The sequence below is a fragment of the Priestia sp. YIM B13552 genome (assembly GCF_042787775.1).
Classification (GTDB): domain Bacteria; phylum Bacillota; class Bacilli; order Bacillales; family Bacillaceae_H; genus Priestia; species Priestia megaterium_E.
The window spans coordinates 229,953-251,586 of the sequence record NZ_JBHZOU010000005.1; the positions used below are offsets into that span (position 1 = coordinate 229,953).

The 21,634-nt window shown below is 37.5% G+C and carries 25 protein-coding genes and 1 pseudogene; 11 read left to right on the forward strand and 15 right to left on the reverse strand.

All coding sequences use genetic code 11. The features are described 5' to 3' along the window. Window positions 1-52: 52 nt before the first annotated feature. A complete protein-coding gene (locus tag ACFX40_RS20410) occupies window positions 53-1,402 on the reverse strand; it encodes a glycosyltransferase family 2 protein (RefSeq protein WP_102813559.1) in 1,350 nt (449 codons plus the stop codon). A gap of 214 nt (window positions 1,403-1,616) precedes the next feature. Further along, window positions 1,617-1,859 carry a spore germination protein gene (locus tag ACFX40_RS20415; protein ID WP_013084095.1) on the reverse strand — a complete coding sequence of 81 codons (243 nt, stop codon included), beginning with the start codon at window positions 1,857-1,859 and terminating at the stop codon, window positions 1,617-1,619. Between the two features lie 220 nt (window positions 1,860-2,079). On the opposite strand from ACFX40_RS20415, the gene ACFX40_RS20420 reads away from it, so the two are divergent. From ACFX40_RS20420 to ACFX40_RS20430, 3 genes are all read left to right on the forward strand, one after another. Continuing rightward, the gene (locus ACFX40_RS20420) at window positions 2,080-2,397 is read left to right on the forward strand and encodes a winged helix-turn-helix transcriptional regulator (RefSeq protein WP_102813558.1); all 318 of its coding nucleotides are present in this window, start codon (window positions 2,080-2,082) and stop codon (window positions 2,395-2,397) included. Window positions 2,398-2,427: 30 nt separating this feature from the next. Continuing rightward, a complete protein-coding gene (locus ACFX40_RS20425) occupies window positions 2,428-3,063 on the forward strand; it encodes an FMN-dependent NADH-azoreductase (protein ID WP_028414603.1) in 636 nt (211 codons plus the stop codon). 485 nt (window positions 3,064-3,548) lie between these two features. Further along, complete coding sequence (locus tag ACFX40_RS20430) at window positions 3,549-4,184, forward strand: FMN-dependent NADH-azoreductase (protein ID WP_028409405.1); 636 nt, start codon at window positions 3,549-3,551, stop codon at window positions 4,182-4,184. Between the two features lie 60 nt (window positions 4,185-4,244). On the opposite strand, the pseudogene ACFX40_RS20435 reads toward ACFX40_RS20430, so the two are convergent. Beyond that, window positions 4,245-4,784, reverse strand: a pseudogene (locus ACFX40_RS20435) (GNAT family N-acetyltransferase). 198 nt (window positions 4,785-4,982) lie between these two features. Here ACFX40_RS20435 and ACFX40_RS20440 point away from each other — a divergent pair. The 4 genes from ACFX40_RS20440 to ACFX40_RS20455 all read left to right on the forward strand — a co-directional run bounded on the left by ACFX40_RS20440 (window position 4,983) and on the right by ACFX40_RS20455 (window position 7,352). Then, the gene (locus ACFX40_RS20440) at window positions 4,983-5,192 is read left to right on the forward strand and encodes a hypothetical protein (protein ID WP_028409407.1); all 210 of its coding nucleotides are present in this window, start codon (window positions 4,983-4,985) and stop codon (window positions 5,190-5,192) included. Between the two features lie 4 nt (window positions 5,193-5,196). Beyond that, window positions 5,197-5,709, forward strand: coding sequence for a hypothetical protein (locus ACFX40_RS20445; RefSeq protein ID WP_098247982.1), 513 nt, complete (start codon window positions 5,197-5,199; stop codon window positions 5,707-5,709). Window positions 5,710-5,945: 236 nt separating this feature from the next. Beyond that, on the forward strand, window positions 5,946-6,839 hold the full coding sequence (locus ACFX40_RS20450) for a tyrosinase family protein (RefSeq protein WP_098580057.1): 894 nt from the start codon (window positions 5,946-5,948) through the stop codon (window positions 6,837-6,839). A 243-nt stretch (window positions 6,840-7,082) separates the two neighbouring features. Then, entirely contained in the window at window positions 7,083-7,352 is a 270-nt protein-coding gene (locus ACFX40_RS20455; RefSeq protein ID WP_034276228.1) for a YjcZ family sporulation protein, read from the forward strand. Window positions 7,353-7,421: 69 nt separating this feature from the next. Here ACFX40_RS20455 and ACFX40_RS20460 read toward each other — a convergent pair whose 3' ends face one another. The 4 genes from ACFX40_RS20460 to ACFX40_RS20475 form a co-directional block, all read right to left on the reverse strand. After that, a complete protein-coding gene (locus tag ACFX40_RS20460; RefSeq protein WP_377256053.1) occupies window positions 7,422-8,399 on the reverse strand; it encodes a ring-cleaving dioxygenase in 978 nt (325 codons plus the stop codon). 210 nt (window positions 8,400-8,609) lie between these two features. After that, on the reverse strand, window positions 8,610-9,233 hold the full coding sequence (locus tag ACFX40_RS20465; protein WP_377256056.1) for an FMN-binding negative transcriptional regulator: 624 nt from the start codon (window positions 9,231-9,233) through the stop codon (window positions 8,610-8,612). A 275-nt stretch (window positions 9,234-9,508) separates the two neighbouring features. After that, complete coding sequence (locus tag ACFX40_RS20470) at window positions 9,509-9,886, reverse strand: hypothetical protein (protein WP_028409412.1); 378 nt, start codon at window positions 9,884-9,886, stop codon at window positions 9,509-9,511. A gap of 23 nt (window positions 9,887-9,909) precedes the next feature. After that, window positions 9,910-10,083, reverse strand: a complete 174-nt coding sequence (locus ACFX40_RS20475; protein WP_377256059.1) for a glycine zipper domain-containing protein — start codon at window positions 10,081-10,083, stop codon at window positions 9,910-9,912. Between the two features lie 292 nt (window positions 10,084-10,375). On the opposite strand from ACFX40_RS20475, the gene ACFX40_RS20480 reads away from it, so the two are divergent. Then, a complete protein-coding gene (locus ACFX40_RS20480) occupies window positions 10,376-10,942 on the forward strand; it encodes a CBO0543 family protein (RefSeq protein WP_377256062.1) in 567 nt (188 codons plus the stop codon). 168 nt (window positions 10,943-11,110) lie between these two features. On the opposite strand, the gene phaZ is transcribed toward ACFX40_RS20480, so the two are convergent. The 3 genes from phaZ to ACFX40_RS20495 all read right to left on the reverse strand — a co-directional run bounded on the left by phaZ (window position 11,111) and on the right by ACFX40_RS20495 (window position 13,026). Beyond that, window positions 11,111-12,007: an intracellular short-chain-length polyhydroxyalkanoate depolymerase gene (phaZ, locus tag ACFX40_RS20485; protein ID WP_377256066.1), complete on the reverse strand. Its 897-nt coding sequence runs from the start codon at window positions 12,005-12,007 to the stop codon at window positions 11,111-11,113. Between the two features lie 207 nt (window positions 12,008-12,214). After that, a complete protein-coding gene (locus ACFX40_RS20490) occupies window positions 12,215-12,406 on the reverse strand; it encodes a hypothetical protein (protein ID WP_013058089.1) in 192 nt (63 codons plus the stop codon). Window positions 12,407-12,495: 89 nt separating this feature from the next. Next, window positions 12,496-13,026: an ECF transporter S component gene (locus ACFX40_RS20495; protein WP_098248273.1), complete on the reverse strand. Its 531-nt coding sequence runs from the start codon at window positions 13,024-13,026 to the stop codon at window positions 12,496-12,498. Window positions 13,027-13,447: 421 nt separating this feature from the next. Between ACFX40_RS20495 and ACFX40_RS20500 the strand changes: the two genes are divergently transcribed. Then, the gene (locus tag ACFX40_RS20500) at window positions 13,448-13,951 is read left to right on the forward strand and encodes a YehS family protein (protein WP_028409417.1); all 504 of its coding nucleotides are present in this window, start codon (window positions 13,448-13,450) and stop codon (window positions 13,949-13,951) included. 1 nt (window position 13,952) lies between these two features. Beyond that, a complete protein-coding gene (locus ACFX40_RS20505) occupies window positions 13,953-14,660 on the forward strand; it encodes a M48 family metallopeptidase (protein ID WP_028409418.1) in 708 nt (235 codons plus the stop codon). A 56-nt stretch (window positions 14,661-14,716) separates the two neighbouring features. Here ACFX40_RS20505 and fbp read toward each other — a convergent pair whose 3' ends face one another. Then, window positions 14,717-16,645, reverse strand: a complete 1,929-nt coding sequence (gene fbp / locus ACFX40_RS20510) for a fructose-1,6-bisphosphatase (protein ID WP_098334306.1) — start codon at window positions 16,643-16,645, stop codon at window positions 14,717-14,719. A 723-nt stretch (window positions 16,646-17,368) separates the two neighbouring features. Next, window positions 17,369-18,244 carry a YitT family protein gene (locus ACFX40_RS20515; RefSeq protein WP_013058095.1) on the reverse strand — a complete coding sequence of 292 codons (876 nt, stop codon included), beginning with the start codon at window positions 18,242-18,244 and terminating at the stop codon, window positions 17,369-17,371. 290 nt (window positions 18,245-18,534) lie between these two features. Between ACFX40_RS20515 and ACFX40_RS20520 the strand changes: the two genes are divergently transcribed. Next, a complete protein-coding gene (locus ACFX40_RS20520) occupies window positions 18,535-18,735 on the forward strand; it encodes a cold-shock protein (RefSeq protein WP_013058096.1) in 201 nt (66 codons plus the stop codon). Between the two features lie 183 nt (window positions 18,736-18,918). On the opposite strand, the gene ACFX40_RS20525 is transcribed toward ACFX40_RS20520, so the two are convergent. The 3 genes from ACFX40_RS20525 to ACFX40_RS20535 all read right to left on the reverse strand — a co-directional run bounded on the left by ACFX40_RS20525 (window position 18,919) and on the right by ACFX40_RS20535 (window position 21,294). Beyond that, window positions 18,919-19,089 carry a hypothetical protein gene (locus tag ACFX40_RS20525; protein ID WP_169305199.1) on the reverse strand — a complete coding sequence of 57 codons (171 nt, stop codon included), beginning with the start codon at window positions 19,087-19,089 and terminating at the stop codon, window positions 18,919-18,921. Between the two features lie 309 nt (window positions 19,090-19,398). After that, window positions 19,399-19,602 (reverse strand): cold-shock protein, encoded by a 204-nt coding sequence (locus ACFX40_RS20530; RefSeq protein ID WP_013056405.1) that lies wholly within the window; start codon window positions 19,600-19,602, stop codon window positions 19,399-19,401. Between the two features lie 288 nt (window positions 19,603-19,890). Continuing rightward, entirely contained in the window at window positions 19,891-21,294 is a 1,404-nt protein-coding gene (locus ACFX40_RS20535) for an MFS transporter (protein WP_013084113.1), read from the reverse strand. Window positions 21,295-21,634 lie beyond the last annotated feature (340 nt).

Here is a 21,634-nt window from a genome sequence, read left to right on the forward strand (position 1 = left end):
GCGAGACAATTTTTAAGAAATGATGTTATATCTTTTTCTGCATGTAATAGCGCTATAGGTAATAGATTTGTTCAAAAGAACTCGCCAAGTAGTCAAATCCACGAGGGCGCAGTGTTTCGAACTGCTGAATAATTTTTATTCTTTCCTCTGATCCTCCTGGGAGATCGTAAAGTTTCGTCACGGGCTGTCCACTATTTAAATATTCAATGATTCTAAACAGCATGACGCGAAAAGCATGTTTAAATTCCTTATATTCATCAGGAAAACGCTTCTCCAGCGCTTTATATTCAACTAATGTTTTATGCATATGCATAAACGGAAGCTCTTTCCATTCAAGAGAGAGGATAAGAACGTCTATATGGGGATGTTTTTTAACAAAACGATAGTGATTTCCCCACTGTTCTTTTACTTTTCGCTTAGACATACCGTGTTCTTGGTGATAAGCAACCGTAGAGGAATCTAAAACAAATTGTGCACCATTCTTATATAAACGATATCCAAGCTCCCAGTCTTCTGCCCCGTAGCCAACAAACGTTTCATCAAAATAGCCGGATTTCTTTAATTGCGTTTTTCTTACGGATACATTTCCACTTAAAAATGCGATATACGGTAGCGTAAATCCCTCAAGTCGCTCTCCGAAATGTTTTAGCCCGCTGTTAAGGAAATAACGATTGGGAAATGATAAACGTTGAAAACGGTTTGTATCAATATCTTCTTTTGTTACAAGAGGACAAGGAACGTTTGAATGCCGCTTCGTTTGTTCATAGTTTTCATATAATCTTCTATACTCAGGATCCCTGACGACTAGTTCTTTCAAGTGGGCCATTTGATCTTCATTATAGTCTGGCATAATAAACGTGTAGACTCCTTCATAATGCATAGCTCCGGTAACCACAAGATTGGATTCATGCACATGATGTTTATAGTGATTTTCAATAAAAGCAGGAGGAGCCAGCATTTCTCCGTCTAAAAAGATTAAAAGATCTCCTTCAGCATGATTAATTCCTATATTACGTACTGAGGAACGCCCTTTATTTTGTTTCATACGGATATACTTAAATTTGAACGGGACATCCGCTTCTTTTAAAATGTCGGGCGTATTATCAGAAGAAGCGTCATCCACTAGAATGACTTCATACTCAGCTTGAGGAAACGTTTGTTTTGATAAACTATAAAGCGAAAGAGAGGTTTGATGATACTTATTATACGTAGGCATAATGATACTAACTTTAATAGGTTGTTTGTGATTATTTTTTATGCTCATACTATATAATGAATGGTCTGCTTTATTTATTTTATTTTTGGTCTCTTTTAAGGGATTTGGACTCTTTTTTTTCTTTTTAATATAGTATTTTCCATCGGAACGGTTGTAATAGGAATCATATAATTCTATTTTAATCATCCTTTCTTTGTTTTTCCTCTATATACTATTCAATAAATGACCGGGTGCTTGTACAATATATAAATTTTTTTAGAAAAGGCGTATATAATAGATTCGCGAACTCTGGTAGATCGTTCTATTGAAGTAGAAACACATTCTCTTATCATAAATAAGTGTTCTACTTCTCAGCATAAAAAAGCTGCTTACAACTTCATACGTTATAAGCAGCTCCCTTTTATAGCTGATTTCCATATACCCCATCAATATTCGCAACAGCAGTTTGATCAAATATATCTGCATCCATATTTGTATTTTTCATTCGCGCACAAGCAGCTGAAATGTCTCCATACGTTGAGTTGATTCCAACAGATTTAACATCCGCTGTGTGTCCGTTGTGAAGAACTTCTCCAAAATTCATCGATCCGTTTCTCGCCATACCATTAATTCTCGTGTTACAGATGTTAATAACTCCTGCCATGACCATACCACCTTTTCTTAAAATGAATTCGTACATCGTATGCTGTGACAAGCCTATGTGTGAAAAGTTTTCAAGAAGTGAAAAGCAAGGTACAAATACTAGTGAAATTATTCATTTCACCCTGCTTCACCCAAAGTTTCCACATGTTTTTATGCTTTTTCTGTTACAATAAATGCATAAGTTATTTTTCATCCATATTGTTTGAAGGAGGATACGTAATATGGACGAACAAAAAGATATTCAACCTAAAGTAGAAAAAAGTTTTGAACTGATTGGCAAGAAATGGACAGGATTAATCATTTATGTACTTATGAGCGGTCCTAAACGCTTTAGTGAATTAAATGAAAGTATACCAGCCTTAAGCAGAAGGCTTTTGACAGAACGAATTAAAGAGCTTGAAGACCACGGAATTGTTGTCCGAAATGTCATTCCGGACCGCCCTATTCGTTCTGAATATTCGCTGACTCAAAAAGGAACAGAGCTAGGCAAAATATTAGGGCCGATTAGCCAGTGGGCAGAAAGCTGGGTCCAAGATTAATAAAACTACTCCATAGAAAGGATGAGCATCATGGCAAATGTTCTCTATATTACTGCACACCCTTTAGCTGAAGACGAATCACTTAGCATGGCTGTTGGGAAAGAATTTATTGACGTGTATAAACAAACACATCCAGAAGATGATGTGGTTCATTTAGATTTATATCAAGCAGATATTCCATACTTAGATGCAGACGTATTTAACGGCTGGAAAAAGCTTCGTTCTCACTCTTCCATCCAGGATTTATCAACGGATGAACGATTAAAAGTGGGACGATTAGCTGAACTAGGCGGACAGTTCGTACTTGCTGACAAATATATTTTTGTCACGCCAATGTGGAATTTCTCTGTTCCTGCGATTATGAAAACGTACATTGATGCGATTACCGTGTCAGGTAAAACCTTTACATATACAAAAGAAGGCGCTCAGGGATTGCTTAAAGGAAAAAAAGCAATTCACATTCAATCCCGCGGAGACGTGTATTCAGAAGGCCCTGAAATGGCAAGAGAAATGGGACACCGCTATTTAGAAATCATGATGGACTTCTTTGGAATTGAAGCGTTTGAAAGCATTATTATTGAAGGGCAAGTAAAATTCCCGGATCAAATTCCGCAAATCAAAGAAAAAGCACTCCAAAAAGCCCATTCAATGGCCAAGACGTTTTAAATTCAATAAAAATTAAAAAGACCTCGAAGCAGATCGAGGTCTTTTTCTTTACTCTTCCCTCCCTTATATTTCCCTTGAAATAATGATCACCTTCCTGCTCGTTTTACGCTGAAAATAGATTTAAAGGAAAGATGAAACGTTGTTATTTTTTGTTACTATTAATAACGTACGAAACAAAAATACACGTTTTTTCTTTTTCGTTTTTTAATTATCTACGTTCAAAAAAAATAGTTCCTTTAAATGAATAAGGTTTAAAACCACGCTTTAAATAGAAATAAACCTTTTATTTTAAAGGGTTTAGCTACTAAACCCAAAAGCGTAATACTCTTAAAAACGTTTTTGAACATGATAAAACCCAATAAAAAACCTTTGACTAAATTTGTTACGTAAGTTACTATTAATAACGTAGTAGATGTTTTCGAACATATTATCTTTAATTCATGAAACAACATTTATATATTGAAGACGGAAAGGTGAAAAGAATTATGGCAAAAGTATTATATATTACAGCAAACCCTAACGATGCTACGCAATCATTCAGTATGGCTGCGGGAGACGCATTCATTAGCGAGTATAAAGAAGTAAACCCAACGGATGAGATTGTTCACGTTAATTTATATCAAGAACATATCCCTCACATAGACGGCGATGTATTCAGCGGATGGGGTAAACTTGGAAGCGGCGCAGAATTTGACGCGCTTACTCCGGAAGAACAGCGCAAAGTTGCTCGTTTAAACGAATTAAGTGATCAATTTGCTCAAGCGGATAAATACGTATTTGTTACACCAATGTGGAACTTCTCATTCCCACCGGTAATGAAGGCATACTTAGATTCTGTAGCAGTAGCTGGAAAATCATTTAAATATACAGCAGAAGGTTCTGTTGGTCTATTAACAGATAAAAAAGCGTTCCATATTCAAGCAAACGGCGGTATTTATTCTCGCGGCCCTGCTGGTGAATTAGAAATGGGTCACCGCTATATGCGCATTATGATGAACTTCTTCGGCGTTCCTTCTATCGGAAGCCTATTTGTAGAAGGACAGGCTGCAATGCCAGATAAAGCACAAGAAATTAAAGAAGACGGCATTGCTCGCGCTAAAGAAGCTGCACGTACGTTCTAATAACAAATATAAGCATAAAAAAAGGAACATCTCCCCGTGTTCCTTTTTTTATGCTTGCAATTATATCTTTGCTTCCTCGCGCAGCAGCGAATAAACATATGTATCAAACGGGATGCCGTTTTGGAGCAGGTACTCTCTTAGGGTCCCTTCTTTTTTAAATCCTAATTTGCTCAACAAGGCGATAGATCAACTATTTTGCGTAAATACAATCGCTCCTATACGATTGTATTGAAGTTCGTTGAAGCCATAAGAAATCGCTTCATGAACGGCTTCTGTTGCGTATCCTTTGTTCCAATACTCCGGAAAAAGAGCATAGCTTACGTTTGCTTTCTTATGCCCAGGAGACCACTCTTGAAACCCTATTGTTCCAATCAGCTTCTCTTTTCCTTTTAGCTGAATCCCCCATTTAATTAATTGTTTTTCTTCGTAGCCTTTGGAAAAATTTTTAATGATCTCCTTCACTTGGTTGATCGATTCTAAAGGTTTTTGCCCGTAATAGCGCAGCACCTCTTCATCAGAAAAGCATTCTAAAATCTCACCGGCATCATCTTCTACAATTTTTCTTAATATCAGCCGTTTTGTCTCTAATTCCGGAAACATTTTCTTCCCTCTTTTCTGCGCAGCTTATCTATCTACGGTAAACCATACTATTCTCCTCTCAACTAGCAATATCCTGCTAAAACCTTACCCGGGAGGACTCATTTCCTATCCAAATAGTCGATTTACAGCGGAGATAGTGGTATTTTATATAGTGGGCATAAGTTGCTTTTTATCAACACAGAGGCGGTGAACGCAGAAATGAACCAAGATAAAGAATTGCTGTCCACGATACAAGCTCTTCAAAAAGAGCTGCAGCAAGAAAAAGAAAACCGTGCGTATATGCAAAAAGATATGGACGAACTAAGAAGCGCTTTATTACAATCAGAACAAGTAAAACAAAACTTAATTGATCAGCTAGAAAAGAAAGTCGATTTGATTTTAACGTTGATTCAAAAAGGAGACGCATAAAGGAATGGATTTTTTTAAAAACAGCAAAATACTATACACTATTGTGGCACTTGTTATTGCCCTCATCGCTGTATTTACCAACAATTCGCCCATTTCTCTCATTCAGCAGCATGAAAATTCAAGCAGTACATCGAGTAGCACATCGGACACTACACCAAGCAACCAATGCTCTGCAGAGACTCAAAGCGACAGGTTATTTACCGGCAAAGAACTTGTCTTACAAGAAGGAAATGATAAATACGGATATTGCCACATTATCGCGCATATGCAAAAACCAGGCGTTGACAACTATCAAGGTAAAAGCCAATTCAGTAAGTATTTAAATGAAAAACAAGCGATGTCTGTTGCTGAAGAAGTCATCAACGAAGGCGAAGACGGCACCAACAATAAATCTGGCAACTACGTGAAAGAAAAGTATATTAGTTCTTTGAACCAAGAAGTTAGAGTTGTGTATACCGACTACAGAGGCAAAGACTACGACTACAGCGTAACCACCATGTATCCAATCGGTCATTAACCCTAATATAAATATATGAAATGAAAAAAGCAGGCTCAAGCCTGCTTTTTTTTCATTTCATTATCTACAGCTCTAGAAAGTTAATAATTGATTTAAAGTCTATTTAATATGTAAAAAATCCAACTTTAGACTATGAAATTTTGGAGATATGACAGTAGCACTTTTACCTCTTGGACATATTCTAAATATAAAAAAGAAACAGCCCCTTGCTTCTTTTTTAAGAAAGAGGTTAAAAAATGAGTAACAAGTACAAAGTTAGAAAAAACGTATTATCTCTTACAGACACGGAAAAAAGAGATTTTGTTCGTACCGTGCTAATACTAAAGGAAAAAGGAATATACGACCGCTATATAGCGTGGCATGGTGCGGCAGGTAAATTTCATACGCCTCCGGGCAGCGATCGAAATGCAGCACATATGAGTTCTGCTTTTTTGCCATGGCATCGTGAATACCTTTTACGATTTGAGCGTGACCTTCAGTCAATCAATCCAGAAGTAACCCTTCCTTATTGGGAATGGGAAACGGACGCACAGATGCAGGATCCCTCACAATCACAAATTTGGAGTGCAGATTTTATGGGAGGAAACGGAAATCCTAAAAAAGATTTTATCGTCGACACCGGTCCGTTTGCAGCGGGACGCTGGACGACGATTGATGAACAAGGAAATCCTTCCGGCGGGCTAAAACGTAATTTTGGCGCAACGAAAGAGGCACTTACACTCCCTACTCGAGATGATGTTCTCAATGCTTTAAAAATAACTCAGTATGATACGCCGCCTTGGGATATGACCAGCCAAAACAGCTTCCGTAATCAGCTTGAAGGATTTATTAACGGGCCGCAGCTTCACAATCGCGTACACCGTTGGGTTGGCGGACAGATGGGCGTTGTCCCTACTGCTCCGAATGATCCTGTCTTCTTTTTACACCACGCAAATGTGGATCGTATTTGGGCTGTATGGCAAATTGTTCATCGCAATCAAAACTATCAGCCAATGAAAAACGGGCCATTTGGTCAAAACTTTAGAGATCCGATGTATCCTTGGAATACAACTCCTGAAGACGTGATGAACCATCGAAAGCTTGGGTACGTATACGATATAGAATTAAGAAAATCAAAACGTTCATCATAACCCGTTCTAGAAACAGCGGTATGCAATCAAAAACAGATAAACCCCTTCCCTTCTGATATAACTTATAAAGCCCCAAGCACCGTAAAACTCACTGCTTCATTTCCACTCACCATAAAATATAGTTAATTAACCATAATTGGGCTGTGAATAAGCTTCATATAAGGACCTTGGAACATATGAATAAGTTATCAAAGCTTTATAAAAGTTTTATAAAAGTTTTATAAATGAAGGGAAGATATTAAAATGCATAATAACGTAAACGCACCTTTTAGTTCTAATGAAAATATGCCGTTCTCACCTGCTATGGCTCACCACGCCTATACAGCTCCTGCTTATGAGCACATGATTCCACACTGCGGGTATTCAATGCCGGACTATGGATATATGGTTCCTGAATGTGGATATGGCGTTCCTCACCACGGATGTAATGGTTTTGCCATTATTATCGTACTGTTTATTTTACTCATTATTATTGGTGCATGTGGTTGCGGTTTCTGGCACGATGAGTGTTAACCTAAAAAACTCCAGTATAAATACTGGAGTTTTTTCATGTCTTAATAGGCGGCAGGCACCTTCAGAATTCTATAGCGTTTCATCCAAATCTAGCGGTCTCAGCTTCTCTTCGATTTCTTTGCGCTTCGGCTCTAAAAATGGCGGCAGGGCTAATGTTTGGCCCATCGTTTCAAGCGGTTCATCGGTCGCAAATCCAGGTGTGTCCGTTGATAATTCAAATAAAATGCCGTTTGGTTCTCTGAAATAAAGTGCTTTGAAATAGTATCGTTCTACTTTACCGGAATTCGGCAGACTGTTTTCATTTAATCGAGCTGCCCACTTATTGTATTCTTCTTCATTTGGAACACGGAAGGCAACGTGATGAACACCACCGCGCCCTAAGCGAACTTTCGGCAAATCAGGTCTCGTTTCAATATGAACTTCGGCTCCGCTTCCGCCTTCACCAGTTGCATAAACCAAAATATCTCTATGATCTCCTGCAAGAGATGGATAAGAACCCACGTAGCGAAATCCCATAATATTTGTCAGTACGTCAACCGTTGGTTCTGGCGTACCCACCGTTAGCGTGACCGGTCCTAAGCCTATAATCGCATGTTCTAACGGAATGTCTTCCCGCTTCCACGGCACGCCTGCTCTTACCCCTTTTTCACCGTTGTTCGCGACAAGAAGCAAGCGTGTGCCTTCATAATCTTTAAATGCTAACGTGTCACGATTAGCTCTTTTAGCTATTTCTTCATACTCTACTCCGTACTGCTCAAAGCGCTCTTTCCAAAAGTATAAAGAATCCGTACTTTTAACACGAAGCGACACGGTTGAAATGTCAGATGCACCTTCATGTGTTCTTGCAAGCCCTGGGATATCAAAAAACGTTACTTCCGTTCCTGGCGTCCCTTCTCCATCTGCATAAAACAAGTGGTAAGACTGAGTGTTATCTTGATTCACCGTTTTTTTTACTAATCGCATGCCTAACACTTTGGTGAAAAACTGATAGTTTTTCTCAGCTTTCCCCGTCAAAATAGATACATGATGCAACCCTAACAATTCCATCTGCTCCGCCTCTTTTCATAATATATAAATTTTTTAACTCCCACTAAAATTATCTTTAATTTAATTATCTTTAATTAAAGATAATTTTAAAGGATATACAGCCCCTTTGTCAATAACAAGAAAATGTTGTGAACATAAAAAGAAACTAAACACATAGTTAGTTTCTCTTTATCTTCCCTTTAACAAACTGCTGATCTTTTCCAACAGCGGTTACTTCTTAAGCACGCGCTCCACATTTTGCTTCATCAGCTCCGCAATTTTCATTTCATTTTCACGAGACGTCTGCTCTAACTTTTCGATGACTAGCTGCTGTCTTTCTACTGAATGATTTTGACTTAGCTTTTGCTTGCCTTCCATTTTGCTGATGTCGATTTTAAACCCAATGATTCCTTTGCTTAAACTATTCATATAAGCAGGATCAACGTCATTTAGTGTATATGTACTGCTCGGGCTTTCATATTTCTCCACCATCTTCCTCAGCAGCCCAAGCAGTTCTGTTGGTTCTTCAATCATTTTCATGGTGCCATACACGTGAACAGCTTCATAATTCCATGTTGGTACAGCTTGATTCGTTTCATACCAAGACGGTGAAATATAACAGTGAGGCCCTTGAAACACAACCAAAATTTCTTGATTTTCAGCATCTTTCCACTGCTGATTCGGACGAGCAAAATGTCCGTATAAAGCTTTTTCTTTCCGGTTTAACATCAGGGGCAAATGAGTAGCATAAGGCTTTTCATTATGATACGAAAACAAAGTGGCGAACCCATTGTCTTCAATAAAATCATACATTATTTGTTCATCATTCACTTTGAAATACTTTGGAATATACATCGGCGCTTCTCCTTTATCTCTTATTTAGTAAAAGATATAATACTATACGTGTTTGCAACAGCGTCAGTTATGAACTTTTTATGGAGGTCAGCAAACAATTTAACCATTTATGAATCGATTTTTTAAGAAGCTTATGCTATACTGCTGTGACGTAAACCGCTGATTTTCTATATGTATTTATTTAGCACATGATGCAATTAGATACCTGTTAGTTAAACAAAGCTTCAGGAACTCAAAAAAAGAAGAGCTTGTTTAAAACAGCTCCTTTCTCACGTTTATCTATACAATTGAGGATTTTTTTCTCGTTTGATAGGGCCGCCTTTAGCTATATGCCACTCAATGACGCGATCCGTCAAACGATCGTATACGTCGTCTTCTAAATACGGATCTTCTGCCGAAGTGAGCAAGGTGTGAACATCGGCTTTTATTTCAGCTAAAGCAGCTGAGCTAAATACCGCAGGTTCATTTAATACGTCTAGTATATATAGCACCAGCATCTCAAATCCGCCGTCCCAATTGGCATTCCCGTTGCCTTGAGCTTCACAGCGAAGCTTTTCAATGGCCCGGATGACTTCTCCTTCTACGATATCCGACTGCCCATTTCTCGGGACGTAGTTTAACCATAGTTCTTTTGCTTCATCAAAATATTTCATTCTGCACTCCTTCTTTCAGAATTTTATTCCTTTTTATGTTTTTGATTCATTGCCGTTCCAAAAGCAACACCTAAGGACGTTCCGATCGCAATACCAAAGCCAATATTATCCATCAGCATCCCAAGAGAAGCCCCCATCGCAACGCCCAGACTTAGTCCCAGTCCTAGATAATTTGTCTTTTTCTTTTCTTCAGACAAAAAAACCTCTCCTTTTTCTACTATTTTATTGATACCTTTTATACGTAAAAACCGCGCTAAAAGTTTCATAAAAATGGAAAAAAGCAGTCGCTGTAACTGCTTTTTAAATGATGAGCTGATAAATGGCCGCTCCGAGCAGCAAGAACCACGTAAGCATGCAGACACTCCAAATACGTACATCGTTTTACATGCAGAAAAATACAAACAACTCAACAGGGAAAGGTATCCAAAACTTAAGAAAAGGGCATTTTAAAAATAACGAAATTTTTCTTACTTAAAAGGATGGATTACATTGACACCAAACCAACAGGAATATCTAAAAAAGATACATAGCATACAAGAAAATCTAGCCAAAACGTGGGCTGAATATTGGCAGCACTACTCCACTCCAGGCTCTTGGCAGTTTTGGGTTACCTTGGGCGCTTTCATTTTACCTTTAATCATTCTCTATTTTTTAATTGACCGAAAAAAAGCCTTTCACTTAGGGTTTTATGGATTTAACGTGCACGTTTGGTTTCACTATAGTGACACCGCTGGAGTTTATAACGGGCTGTGGACGTATCCTTACCAAATCAACACAATCATACCCGTAAGCTTTAGCCTAGATGCTTCGCTTATTCCTGTCTCTTTTATGCTTCTTTATCAATGGACAATTAACCATCATAAAAATTACTATGTATATGCAACTGTTCTTTGTTTGTTTTTTGCTTTTATTTTCAAACCTCTATTAACAGGGATTGGCTTTTTCCAGCTGCATGAATGGGCTACTTACGGTTATTTATTTGTATTTTATCTCGGTGTGATACTGCTATCAAAATGGATTACCAATCTGTTTCTTTATTTTGAAAAACAGCATTAAATTCAATAAGTGTCATCCATAAAAAACGTAAGCATCTTCAAAAGACCTTACGTTTTTTTGATTGTTTTCTTACTAGTTGTCTGCCTTCTCAAAAAATAGAAGGCTTTTCTCATTGTTAATTTAGAACATGCTGCATCTAGCAATAATAAAACTTCTGTTAGCAGCAAACTAAGCCCTGCTTAAATTAGCGTTGTATAAGTCCATTAAACTGCTTAAATCATCCAGCAACGGGCAGTGGCCTACGCCTTTCATAATTTTTAACGTCGCGTTTTCCCCTATGCCTTTTGCGATGTCAGATGCATCTCTTGTGGAAACCATCTTATCTTCATCGCCTTGAATAACCATAGTAGGAATCGTAATTTTTTCCACCTCTCCTGTTCCTTCCACAACACCATTAAAATCGTTTGAAATATTAAATCTCATGAGTGCGTAATTGATATCAATTAAATTTCGCTGCTTGATCGTTCCTTCTAAATATGTTTCAAATTGATCAGCAGACGGCTTATTTTTTGTATATAAAAATTGACGCAGCATCATTTTTAAAAACCATGTGTTTTTTGTTTCTTTTGCGTTTTCTACCATTCTAAATGCTTCTTTTACTTCTTCTTTGGTTTGTATAAAGTTGTTAGGAATAGGCAGTTCTAGGAACGTTCTTCTTGGAATGGGGTAGCCTTTAATGTTGACGGAGCTTAAGAGAATTAAATTTTTGGCATCATCAGGATGATCAATCACATATTGCATAGCAACTGCTCCTCCTAATGACCACCCGCTTATTGTAAAAGCAGACAACTTTAAAGCATCCGCAAACAGTTTGACATCATCTGATAAGTCTTTGATTGTGTGGATAGGTGTATGATAAGTGGAATCTCCAAATCCTCTTAAATCGATCGCATAAGCTGTGATATGGTCTGGAAGTTCATTCATTAACACATCCCAGTTAAGGGAAGAGTTCATGTTTCCGTGAATTAACAAAAGTACCTCTTTTCCGCCTTTTTTCATTCGGTAATTGACTGTTTCTCCATTCGGTAATTCTACTTTTGCTTGTTCTAAAGCAGATACGGTCATCGCTATTTTCCTCTTTTCTTATATAATTAGAACGATCGGTAGCATTTATTTTTTAATACCCTATTTATCAAGATTTAAGCAGTTAGAAAGAAGTTGTGCAAAAGCCAACATAATGCTATGTTATTCTACTTGCTAAAAAAGACAGCCAAATACGCGATTCGGCTGCCTTTTTATAGTGAAGAAATATACGAATGAGCAACAAGGCCATTACTTTTTCGGTGCGTCTAATGCTTGATAGGCAAGCTGATATTTCCCGCCTTCAGCTACTTCTGCATGGTACAGAGCTTTAAGAGCAAAGTTTTTTTCAAGGCTGTGCTCTTTCATCAGTCCATTCAGCTTACCTTGCAGTTCCTGATTGTCTTTAATGAGCTGCTTCATCTGTGATTTTAAATATTTCATGGTGTTTTCCGCTCCTTTCACTTGATGAATATCTATCAAGTATATCACTTAAGGATAGGATAATGGTAAAACGACTTACGATTGACCAATTAAATCTGTACCGCTCTGTTCTTTAAACGTCCTACAAGCGGAACGACGATGATACCGGCGATAACAACTTGCATCACATTTCCCGGTATAGAGCCAAGCGGAAGGATCCAGTTATGATAAAGAATCACTTCGGCAAAATAGTAGCCTACGATTTTCACAATCAGCGCAGCAACAACTGCCAGTGTGTTCACAAGTGCTCTTTTACCAGGTACTTTTTCTGAGATAAGACCTGCTAAAAAGCCCATTGCCCCTACGATAATAAACGTAAACGGCGCCCATGCTGTCCAGCCGGAGATGAGATCGAATAACCCCATTCCAAAAGCCCCGGCGATGGCTCCTGTTTTTTTGCCGTAAAGAAAGGCTGCTATAAAAAGAGGAACGTTGCCTAAATGGATGAGGCCTCCGTTACCCATGATTGGAAGCTTGATGTTGATAAACATTGTCGCTACAAACGTCAGTGCGATAAAAAGTGCATGCATGGATAAAGCTTTGATTTTGGTTGATTCTCTTGGTGAGTATGTTGAATTCATTTGTTGGCCTCTTTCTTTTTTACTACTATCATACTCCTAATTACATACTTAATAAATACGTAAAACTATTTATTTAGTAAGATATATCATTCTAGCAGCACAAAGGGATCGGCCAACTTCAAAAGTTGTCCTATCCGTTCTTAAAAAAATAAAGCTTCCTCAGCTTCCTTTAGCAGACTGCGGAGCCTAATTTTTGTTATGGCAAAGAGTCTGTTCGGGCATAATATGAGCAAATCGTTCTTTTTCAAGAGTTGACGAAGGCTGATAAATATGAGAAGTTATATGTTTGTAGAAATGAATGGAATAACCTAGAATTCCAGCGGAACCTGTTACTATAATTGTACTGATATTGACCAAGTTCGTTCAGATTGTGGCAGTCATGATTTTTACATACAGCAAGCAAGTTATAGGAGGAGCAAGAATGGATAATAACGATATTTTAATTAGATTACGATATGCCTTGGATTTAAAAAATACAGAAATGGTAGAGATCTTTAATCTTGGCGGAGTAGACGTAACAAAAGAAGACGTATTAAAGATCCTTACGAGAACGCCGGACGAAGAAGACGAGGATGCAGTTCATGAGGACGAACACATCACGTGCAGTAACAGTATGTTAGATTCTTTTTTAAACGGTTTTATTACCTTTAAAAGAGGAAAGCAAGACCCTAAACCAGGGCAAGCACCGCCAGCGCCGGTTCAGAGCAATCAAAATATGTACAACGTCTTATTAAAGAAAGTGAAAATTGCTTTGTCCCTAACTAGTGAAGAGATGTTAGAAGTATTTGATGACGGTGGCATACGTGTATCCAAAGCAGAATTAGGTGCTTTATTACGAAAAAAAGGCCACAAAAATTACAAACCGTGCAAAGAGAATTTCGCACGAAAATTTCTAAGAGGCTTAACCGTACAATATAGAGGATAAAATGATACACACTTTTTCAAATCAGAGTATCCATTATGAAATACGATATAAAAACCGAAGTTCTTTTGCGATTAAAGTAGATGGATACGGAACGGTCGAAGTCCTTGCTCCTAAAGGAACCTCTACTGAACAAGTACGTATGTTATTAGAGAACAACTGGGCATTGATTCAGCAAAAAATAAACGAAATGAAAGATAGAACGCATGGACCAAAGAAAAAAGTCTATGAACACGGAGAACGCTTTTTGTATGTAGGAAAAAACTATCCCATACAGATTCATCACGATTCGACCATTACAAAGGATTCTGTAGTGTTTGAAGCGAACACGCTTCAGATTTATGTCAATCAGCACGACGATGAAGCGATAAAACAAGCGCTCAAACGCTTTTACTATCAACAATGTAAAGCGCTAGTAACCAAGAGTATCTCCTCCTATCAAAAACATTTTAAAACAAAGCCGCGCTCCATTTCGATTTCCGATAGCAAAAAAGCGTGGGGCACGTGTGATTCCAAGCGTCAGCTAACTTTTAACTGGCGGCTGGCAATGGCACCTCAGCACGTCATTGATTACGTAGTCGTTCATGAAATGTGCCATATGGTTCACATGAACCATGACCGGTCTTTTTGGCGCCTTGTCGGGAAAATCATGCCCGATTATCGTGAACAAGAGCACTGGCTGGAAATGTCGAGCTGGGAAATGACGGTGTAGCACCGCTAAATAAAAAAGAGCAGAAGCCCCAGAGGCATACTGCTCTTTTTTTGTCTTTAACTATAGCGATATTTTCTTAAATCTTTTAAAATAGAAATTTCTTTTAACAATTCTTCTCCGACGTTTGTTTCTAAAACCATTTTTCTTTCTAGTTCTTTGTCAACCAATCGCTTTACGGATAAGACGTCCGTTCCTTCTAATAAAATCTCTTCTTTTGAATTAAAGTGTTTATGAGCGACTAGCTGCATGCCGTAAGAATTATATAATAATGTATATCCAGCAATCCCTGTTGTAGACTGATATGCTTTTGAAAAACCGCCGTCAATAACAATCATCTTTCCATTTGCTTTGACCGGGTTTTCCCCTTCAATTTCTTTGACTGGCGTATGCCCATTGATAATATGACCATGATCAGGATTTAATTTAAATTCTGCGAGGATGTTTTGGCAGACTTCCTCATTTTCCCGTAAATAGTAGTATGGATTCTTCTTCTCTTTATGCGTTGTTTTATCACTTATAAAATATCTTTCAAACGTCGTCATTGCACGTTTCCCGAAAAGCGATGAATATTCTCCCGTCCATAGGTACCAGACCATATCTGTTGCCAAATCATCTGTTTCTTCAGGATGGGCAAAAGCCTCTTGCAAATAATGTTCAAACACATCAAGCAAGTTGCGGCCTGCATACGTTTTATCTTCAATCGTCATTTTCTCCATGTTTCCTTCTTCATCTAAAGGAATGCAGCCGTGTATTAATAAGTTTCCGTTGTATTTTAAATAAAGGCTGCCTTTTTTCATCAGAAACTTCATATGTCTCGCCAGTTTTTCCGAATGCTGTACAGAAAGCAGCAGTCTTTCCATTACCTGCTCTTCTTCTTCTAATAGCTGATCAGGCTGCGCCGGATTAACCGTTGCAAAGCAGCTGTTTTCTAGCGGATACGTGTTTCCGTATATCGTAATTTCATTTTTATCATAATCAATTTTTTCAAGCAACAGCCTTTCTGACATATTAAAGAAAGGACGTCTTTTTATAATCGGACTTTCAAGCTTGAACTGAATCATCGCAATGGCCTGATGAATTTTCGTAATTTGCAGTCGCTCGTGATCGGATAGTTTGTCGCTCGAGCTTACTTTTGGTCTAAAAGCAGGATTATCATCATAATATTTCTCCGCCAAGTTAAGCAGCGGTCTCAGGTTAATGCCATATACGTCTTCAATAATATCTAGATTGTCGTATCTCGCGCAGATACGAATAATATTAGCTAAGCACACTTTTGAACCCGCAAAAGCGCCTAGCCACAGCACATCGTGATTTCCCCACTGAATATCAACGGAGTGATAATTAATGAGCGTATCCATAATTTTATCCGGCTCAGGTCCACGGTCATAAATGTCCCCTACTACGTGCAGATGGTCCACAACCAACCTTTGCGTCGTATAAGCAAGGCCTATAATAAGCTTATCGGCTTGTCCTAGAGAAATAATCTGCTGAACAATCTTTGTATAGTACTGTTCTTTATTTGTAAATTCATCCGTTTTATATAGCAGTTCTTCAATAATGTACACAAATTGATCCGGCAATGCTTTACGCAGTTTAGAACGCGTGTATTTAGAAGAAGCGTACGAAATGAGATTAAGCATACGATCAATGATTTCTGTATACCATTGATAGAGTTCCTTTTTGTTTCGAAACTGTGCTTTAATCAACGGTAATTTTTCTTCAGGGTAATACACTAATGTCGCAAATTCATTGATTTCTTTGTCAGATAATACATCTTTAAAAAGGTCTTTGATTTTCTCTTTTACATTTCCTGAACCATTTCGCAGCACGTGCTGAAAGGCTTGATATTCGCCGTGTAAATCACTGACAAAATGCTCGGTCCCCTTTGGCAGATGAAGAATAGCTTCAAGGTTAATAATTTCGGTTACCACTTTTTCTTCCGTATCATACTTTTGTGCAAGTAAATCTAGATATTTTGTGTTCAAAACTATGTATCCCCTTTCAACGTTCACCATTTAGTATAATCACCGTTATAACCCTTTAAGATAAATTGTGATTATAATGTTACGCACCTCTTATTTAACTCTTTTCTCTCCATGCCTCACCTCTTTATTTTAACCTATTTTACGTATAGGTAAAATGGTATAAAGTCTATTTGTCTATAAAGATTTCCCGGTTTTTTCCCTTACCTCATAGAGAAAGTGATACTATAAAAAAAACCTGCTGATCTCAGTCAGCAGGTTCGATACATATGAAAGAAGCGCACATAATCAAGAAAGTTTACTCCGACTTCTACACAATAACAGATTTTTTCCTTCCTAGCTGTGAGATATCTCACAGCGTTAAGACCTTGCTGGTGTTACAATAAAAATGACCTTTCTGAGACAGGAAAAGTCATCCTTTGTATTATATAAGAATCATCATTCTGTTGAATCTCTGTTCTTTTATGTTCAGAGATTTTTTCTGTTGGATTTGTTGGATGAAGAGAAAAATCATCATATTAATGTCTGCTGATACCTTATCCACCTTAATTCTGACCGTTTCACTTTTTTAGCATATCCGGTTTTAAAGCTCTCCGCTAAGCAAGCGGATTTTGCGATATAAAAAAGCAGCGGATGTAAAACATCACGCTGCTTTTCTTATCTATACACCCCAACCTAAAAGTGGATTATTGCAGAGTGTTCGTACAAATGTAGTGATTGGTGAACTTAATGAATATTATTCTTTCTGAAATTACCGCCTTTAACTTCCGCTACGTCATATACCGTAACAAAAGCCGTTGGGTCAATTTCATTGATAATTTCTTTCATTTTACTTTCTTCCAAACGGTTGATTACGCATGTGATTTCCTTAAATTTTTCATGAGAATAACCGCCGTAAGCTTCTTTGTATGTAGCGCTTCGACCTAAACGATCACGTATTGTCTCTACCATTAACGCAGGCTGAGAAGTGATAATCTGGAAGGTTTTCGATCCGCTTAGCCCTACCTCTACGATGTGAATAACTTTGGATGCAATAAAGTATGCAATTGCAGAAAGAATCGCGCCTTGCAGACCAAATACTAATGAAACGAAAATAAATACAAATGCATTTAAGAACAAAATAAGATCACTTGTTCCAAACGGCAGTTTTCGAGAAAGCAGCACGGCCAGCATATCGATGCCATCTAAGGCCCCGCCGTTACGAAGTGCAATTCCCATTCCAAACCCAAGGATAATACCGCCGACAACGGTTACGAGTAGTGTATCTCCTTCAATAATCGCTGGAGTGTGATGCATGAGGCTTGTACCGACAGCTAATGAAACGATTCCGAGGATTGAAAAGATGGCAAAACTTTTACCGATTTGTTGATATCCTAACCATACAAAAGGAATGTTGATAACGGCGATGAGAACCCCAAGTGGCAAGCCAAATAGGTTTGAAGCAACGATGCTAATGCCTGTTACCCCTCCATCTGAAACATGGTTTGGAATTAAGACAGTTTCTAAGCCGTAAGCTGCAATAATTCCTCCGATAATGACCATTAATGCTCGGAAAGCAATTTTTAGCCGCTTAGGCCTGTGATGTTTTTTAGTTGTGTTCATATAATTCCTCACTTTTAAATGTTTTTTACTATTTAAGTGTACCACAAACATTCTCTTTATTTGAACTAAGGAGGCTTACGTATCGTTTTTTAGCTCACATAGTGCAAACATAGATAAAAGAGAAATTGTAGCTGTACAGACTCTACCCTTGCAATAAGTCCCTATTTCTGTTAAGTTTAAGAAGAATTATTTTTGTTCGGCAAAGATTGATAAGTTACATAACTTTCGTCTATAGATTTGAGCAAGGATAGTAATACAATGTGTGCGTGTCACACTAGGAGGCAACAATTATGGAACAAGGTAAAGTAAAATGGTTTAACGCAGAAAAAGGTTTTGGATTCATCGAACGCGAAAACGGAGACGATGTATTTGTACATTTCTCAGCAATCCAAAGCGAAGGCTTCAAATCTTTAGACGAAGGTCAAGCAGTTACATTTGACGTAGAACAAGGTCAACGCGGCCCTCAAGCTTCTAACGTTCAAAAAGCGTAATCCATCATAAATATAAAAAGACAGACTCCATGGAGTCTGTCTTTTTCATTTCCTTGAAAATGTCATAATAAAACCCTATCCACCGAGGAATAGGGCTTATTAATACAAAAATAGTAATCGGTAATACAAATGGTAAATTCAGTATAGCACAGTATAGGCAAAATCCAAACTATAAATCAATATTTATTCATGTTTCATTAATTCTTCTTCAAAGAAAAACGTACTTGGATATTTATCCACTGTATAAGAGTATCTTTTCATATTTTTTACGTAATGGCTTTTTAAGATGATCACTTTTTCATTAGATGCTTTTATATTTACAATTTCTCCATTGGAAAATAAGCTTATACTCATATTCCTCATCCTCTCTCGTATCAAAAATAATCAAATTTTTAACTTTATTTATCGGGAAATATAATGTGTTAATCCAGCGAAGGATAGTTATTTTTGAGACCTTCAGGCGTATATGTACTCCTAAAGTATACAGTTCTATAACCATAAGGGGGTTTTTTCTATTTTTTGGGACACGGGATTTTACATATAGGTAGCTTTGCATTGATAGCATTCTGTCTCCAATGTCTCTACTTATTTTTTACGTAATCTTTTTAAATTATTAAAATCCAAAGCAAAAAGACCCCTATGTGGAGTCTTTTTTAGTTTTAATTATGCTACTTTATGAACGTTAGCAGCTTGTGCTCCACGTTGGCCTTGTTCGATGTCAAACGTTACTTTTTGACCTTCTTCTAATGATTTAAAGCCTTCACCTTGAATAGAGCTGAAATGTACGAATACATCGTCTCCTCCTTCAATTTCGATAAAGCCGAAGCCTTTGTCTGCATTAAACCATTTCACTGTACCTTGTTCCATAATTGTTGCCTCCTGGTGTGGAATACTCCACGCTTGTATTACTACCCTTGTCCAACCATACTATCTTAAGATAAAAAATTCTATGGAAGACATTTCTCTTCTCTCAATCTTATACCGAACAAAAATAATTAACTTAATCGTAACATACAGAATCAAAGATAGCAAATACAGGGAATGGGATAAATGATTGAATGATAAAAAGAGCCTTCTCTATGCGATACAAGGAGAAGGCTCTTTTTAAGTGTTCATATTTTGCGCAGCAGTTAATGCAGCTGCTGTTTATTTACTTTATTTTTCTGTTTGCTCTGTGTGCCACCATAATGAATCTTTTGGATTTTCAACGGCTTCATTGTATTCAGATTTAGAAGCAACCGTTGGGTATGAACCTTTGAGTGATTTTCCTGCCGTGTTCGCAAACAGGAACAAGATTACGAAGAATCCAATGATGCTCACAATCGTTAAATAGAACGCTGGAGCCAAGTGATTGCCCGTTGCGTGAACTAACCATGTCGCAACCAATGGCGTCGTTCCACCAAAGATAGAAACTGAAACATTAAACGTGATCGCTAATGTACGGTAGCGAATATCTGTGTAGAACATTGTTGGCAGCGTTCCTGGCATTGTTCCTTCATACGTAGCAAGTAAAACACCTAGAATAAGAATACCGATTGAAACAAATACTAAACCATTTAAGTTGATTAAATAGAACGAAAAGGCTGACAGTAAGCTCAATCCGCCTAAACCGATTAAGAAAACTTTCTTGTTTCCGATTTTGTCGCTCAGTTTTCCAAACATAAGAGCAAGCGGCACCATTAAAATCATAACTGCCGTAATTAATACCGTACCAACTGTGTTTGATAAACCAATAATTTCATTCAAATAAGAAGGCATGTACGATAATAGCATATAGTTTGTGATGTTAAAGAAAGCCACGGCTACGAAACAAACAAACACATCTTTTTTGTGATTTTTTAAAATAGAGAGGAAGCTTTCTTCTTCAACTTCGTCTTCATTGGAAAGTTCATTTTCAAAAATAGGTGTTTCCCCTAAACTTCTTCGTAAATAAAAACCAATAAGTCCTAAAGGCAATCCTAATAAGAAGGGAATTCTCCAGCCCCATGAGGCCATTTGTTTATCCGACAGAATAAAAAATAGTAAGCTAGCTAGCAGTGAAGCAAGAATATAACCAACAAGTGTACCGATTTCTAGTCCACTTCCAAGCACATTTCGCTTATTATCTGGAGACGATTCTGCAATATACACCATCGCACCAGCATATTCACCACCAGTTGAAAAACCTTGAATGATTCGTGCAATTAATAAAAGGATGGGTGCCCATATACCGATTTGATCATATGTAGGTAATAACCCAATGAGTAACGTGGAAAAGGCCATTAAAATAATGGTGGTGGTTAAAACGACTTTCCTTCCTAACTTGTCCCCAATTCTACCGAATATAACACCGCCTAATGGACGCATTAAAAAGGCAATCGCAAATGTAGCAAATGTGAACACTAATTTGAGCTGATCATTTTCAACTGCGCTAAAAAAGTTTTGACTAATAATTACGGCTAAATATGAGTACAAGCCAAAGTCAAACCATTCCATCGCGTTTCCTACTCCTGTAGCAAAGACGCTTTTTTTAGCTTTGTCAATATCTACGACGTTAATTTTTTTCTTATTAAACTTCATTTCATTACGTCACCTCCGCGGTATACGATTATACAAGACTGAGTAGTAAAGTCAAATTTGACTTACTGTATTTCACACTTAAATGTGTTGTAACTCTCTTTATTTTTAAGTAAAAAACAAAAACTATTCATGTGATGTTAAATATTAAAAAAGGTTATGGCTAAAGGGATTGAAGCCAAAAAATGCTGAGGAAGGAACGCTAACAAATAAATGAATTAAAACCAAAATAAACTTTTTTTATTTCAACGTACAATTTATTGCTATTTAAAAAACGATTTTCACCTAAAATAGGGATCGTTTTCGATGGAATTACAGTCGCTGAAATAGTAACTTGTTGTTA

Excerpts from the sequence above, each read along its gene's own strand:
- ACFX40_RS20410 (WP_102813559.1), bottom strand. The coding sequence starts at position 1,402 with ATGATTAAAATAGAATTATATGATTCCTATTACAACCGTTCCGATGGA.
- ACFX40_RS20415 (WP_013084095.1), bottom strand. The coding sequence starts at position 1,859 with ATGGCAGGAGTTATTAACATCTGTAACACGAGAATTAATGGTATGGCG.
- ACFX40_RS20420 (WP_102813558.1), top strand. The coding sequence starts at position 2,080 with ATGGACGAACAAAAAGATATTCAACCTAAAGTAGAAAAAAGTTTTGAA.
- ACFX40_RS20425 (WP_028414603.1), top strand. The coding sequence starts at position 2,428 with ATGGCAAATGTTCTCTATATTACTGCACACCCTTTAGCTGAAGACGAA.
- ACFX40_RS20430 (WP_028409405.1), top strand. The coding sequence starts at position 3,549 with ATGGCAAAAGTATTATATATTACAGCAAACCCTAACGATGCTACGCAA.
- ACFX40_RS20440 (WP_028409407.1), top strand. The coding sequence starts at position 4,983 with ATGAACCAAGATAAAGAATTGCTGTCCACGATACAAGCTCTTCAAAAA.
- ACFX40_RS20445 (WP_098247982.1), top strand. The coding sequence starts at position 5,197 with ATGGATTTTTTTAAAAACAGCAAAATACTATACACTATTGTGGCACTT.
- ACFX40_RS20450 (WP_098580057.1), top strand. The coding sequence starts at position 5,946 with ATGAGTAACAAGTACAAAGTTAGAAAAAACGTATTATCTCTTACAGAC.
- ACFX40_RS20455 (WP_034276228.1), top strand. The coding sequence starts at position 7,083 with ATGCATAATAACGTAAACGCACCTTTTAGTTCTAATGAAAATATGCCG.
- ACFX40_RS20460 (WP_377256053.1), bottom strand. The coding sequence starts at position 8,399 with ATGGAATTGTTAGGGTTGCATCATGTATCTATTTTGACGGGGAAAGCT.
- ACFX40_RS20465 (WP_377256056.1), bottom strand. The coding sequence starts at position 9,233 with ATGTATATTCCAAAGTATTTCAAAGTGAATGATGAACAAATAATGTAT.
- ACFX40_RS20470 (WP_028409412.1), bottom strand. The coding sequence starts at position 9,886 with ATGAAATATTTTGATGAAGCAAAAGAACTATGGTTAAACTACGTCCCG.
- phaZ (WP_377256066.1), bottom strand. The coding sequence starts at position 12,007 with ATGACCGTATCTGCTTTAGAACAAGCAAAAGTAGAATTACCGAATGGA.
- ACFX40_RS20490 (WP_013058089.1), bottom strand. The coding sequence starts at position 12,406 with ATGAAATATTTAAAATCACAGATGAAGCAGCTCATTAAAGACAATCAG.
- ACFX40_RS20495 (WP_098248273.1), bottom strand. The coding sequence starts at position 13,026 with ATGAATTCAACATACTCACCAAGAGAATCAACCAAAATCAAAGCTTTA.
- ACFX40_RS20500 (WP_028409417.1), top strand. The coding sequence starts at position 13,448 with ATGGATAATAACGATATTTTAATTAGATTACGATATGCCTTGGATTTA.
- ACFX40_RS20505 (WP_028409418.1), top strand. The coding sequence starts at position 13,953 with ATGATACACACTTTTTCAAATCAGAGTATCCATTATGAAATACGATAT.
- ACFX40_RS20515 (WP_013058095.1), bottom strand. The coding sequence starts at position 18,244 with ATGAACACAACTAAAAAACATCACAGGCCTAAGCGGCTAAAAATTGCT.
- ACFX40_RS20520 (WP_013058096.1), top strand. The coding sequence starts at position 18,535 with ATGGAACAAGGTAAAGTAAAATGGTTTAACGCAGAAAAAGGTTTTGGA.
- ACFX40_RS20525 (WP_169305199.1), bottom strand. The coding sequence starts at position 19,089 with ATGAGTATAAGCTTATTTTCCAATGGAGAAATTGTAAATATAAAAGCA.
- ACFX40_RS20530 (WP_013056405.1), bottom strand. The coding sequence starts at position 19,602 with ATGGAACAAGGTACAGTGAAATGGTTTAATGCAGACAAAGGCTTCGGC.
- ACFX40_RS20535 (WP_013084113.1), bottom strand. The coding sequence starts at position 21,294 with ATGAAGTTTAATAAGAAAAAAATTAACGTCGTAGATATTGACAAAGCT.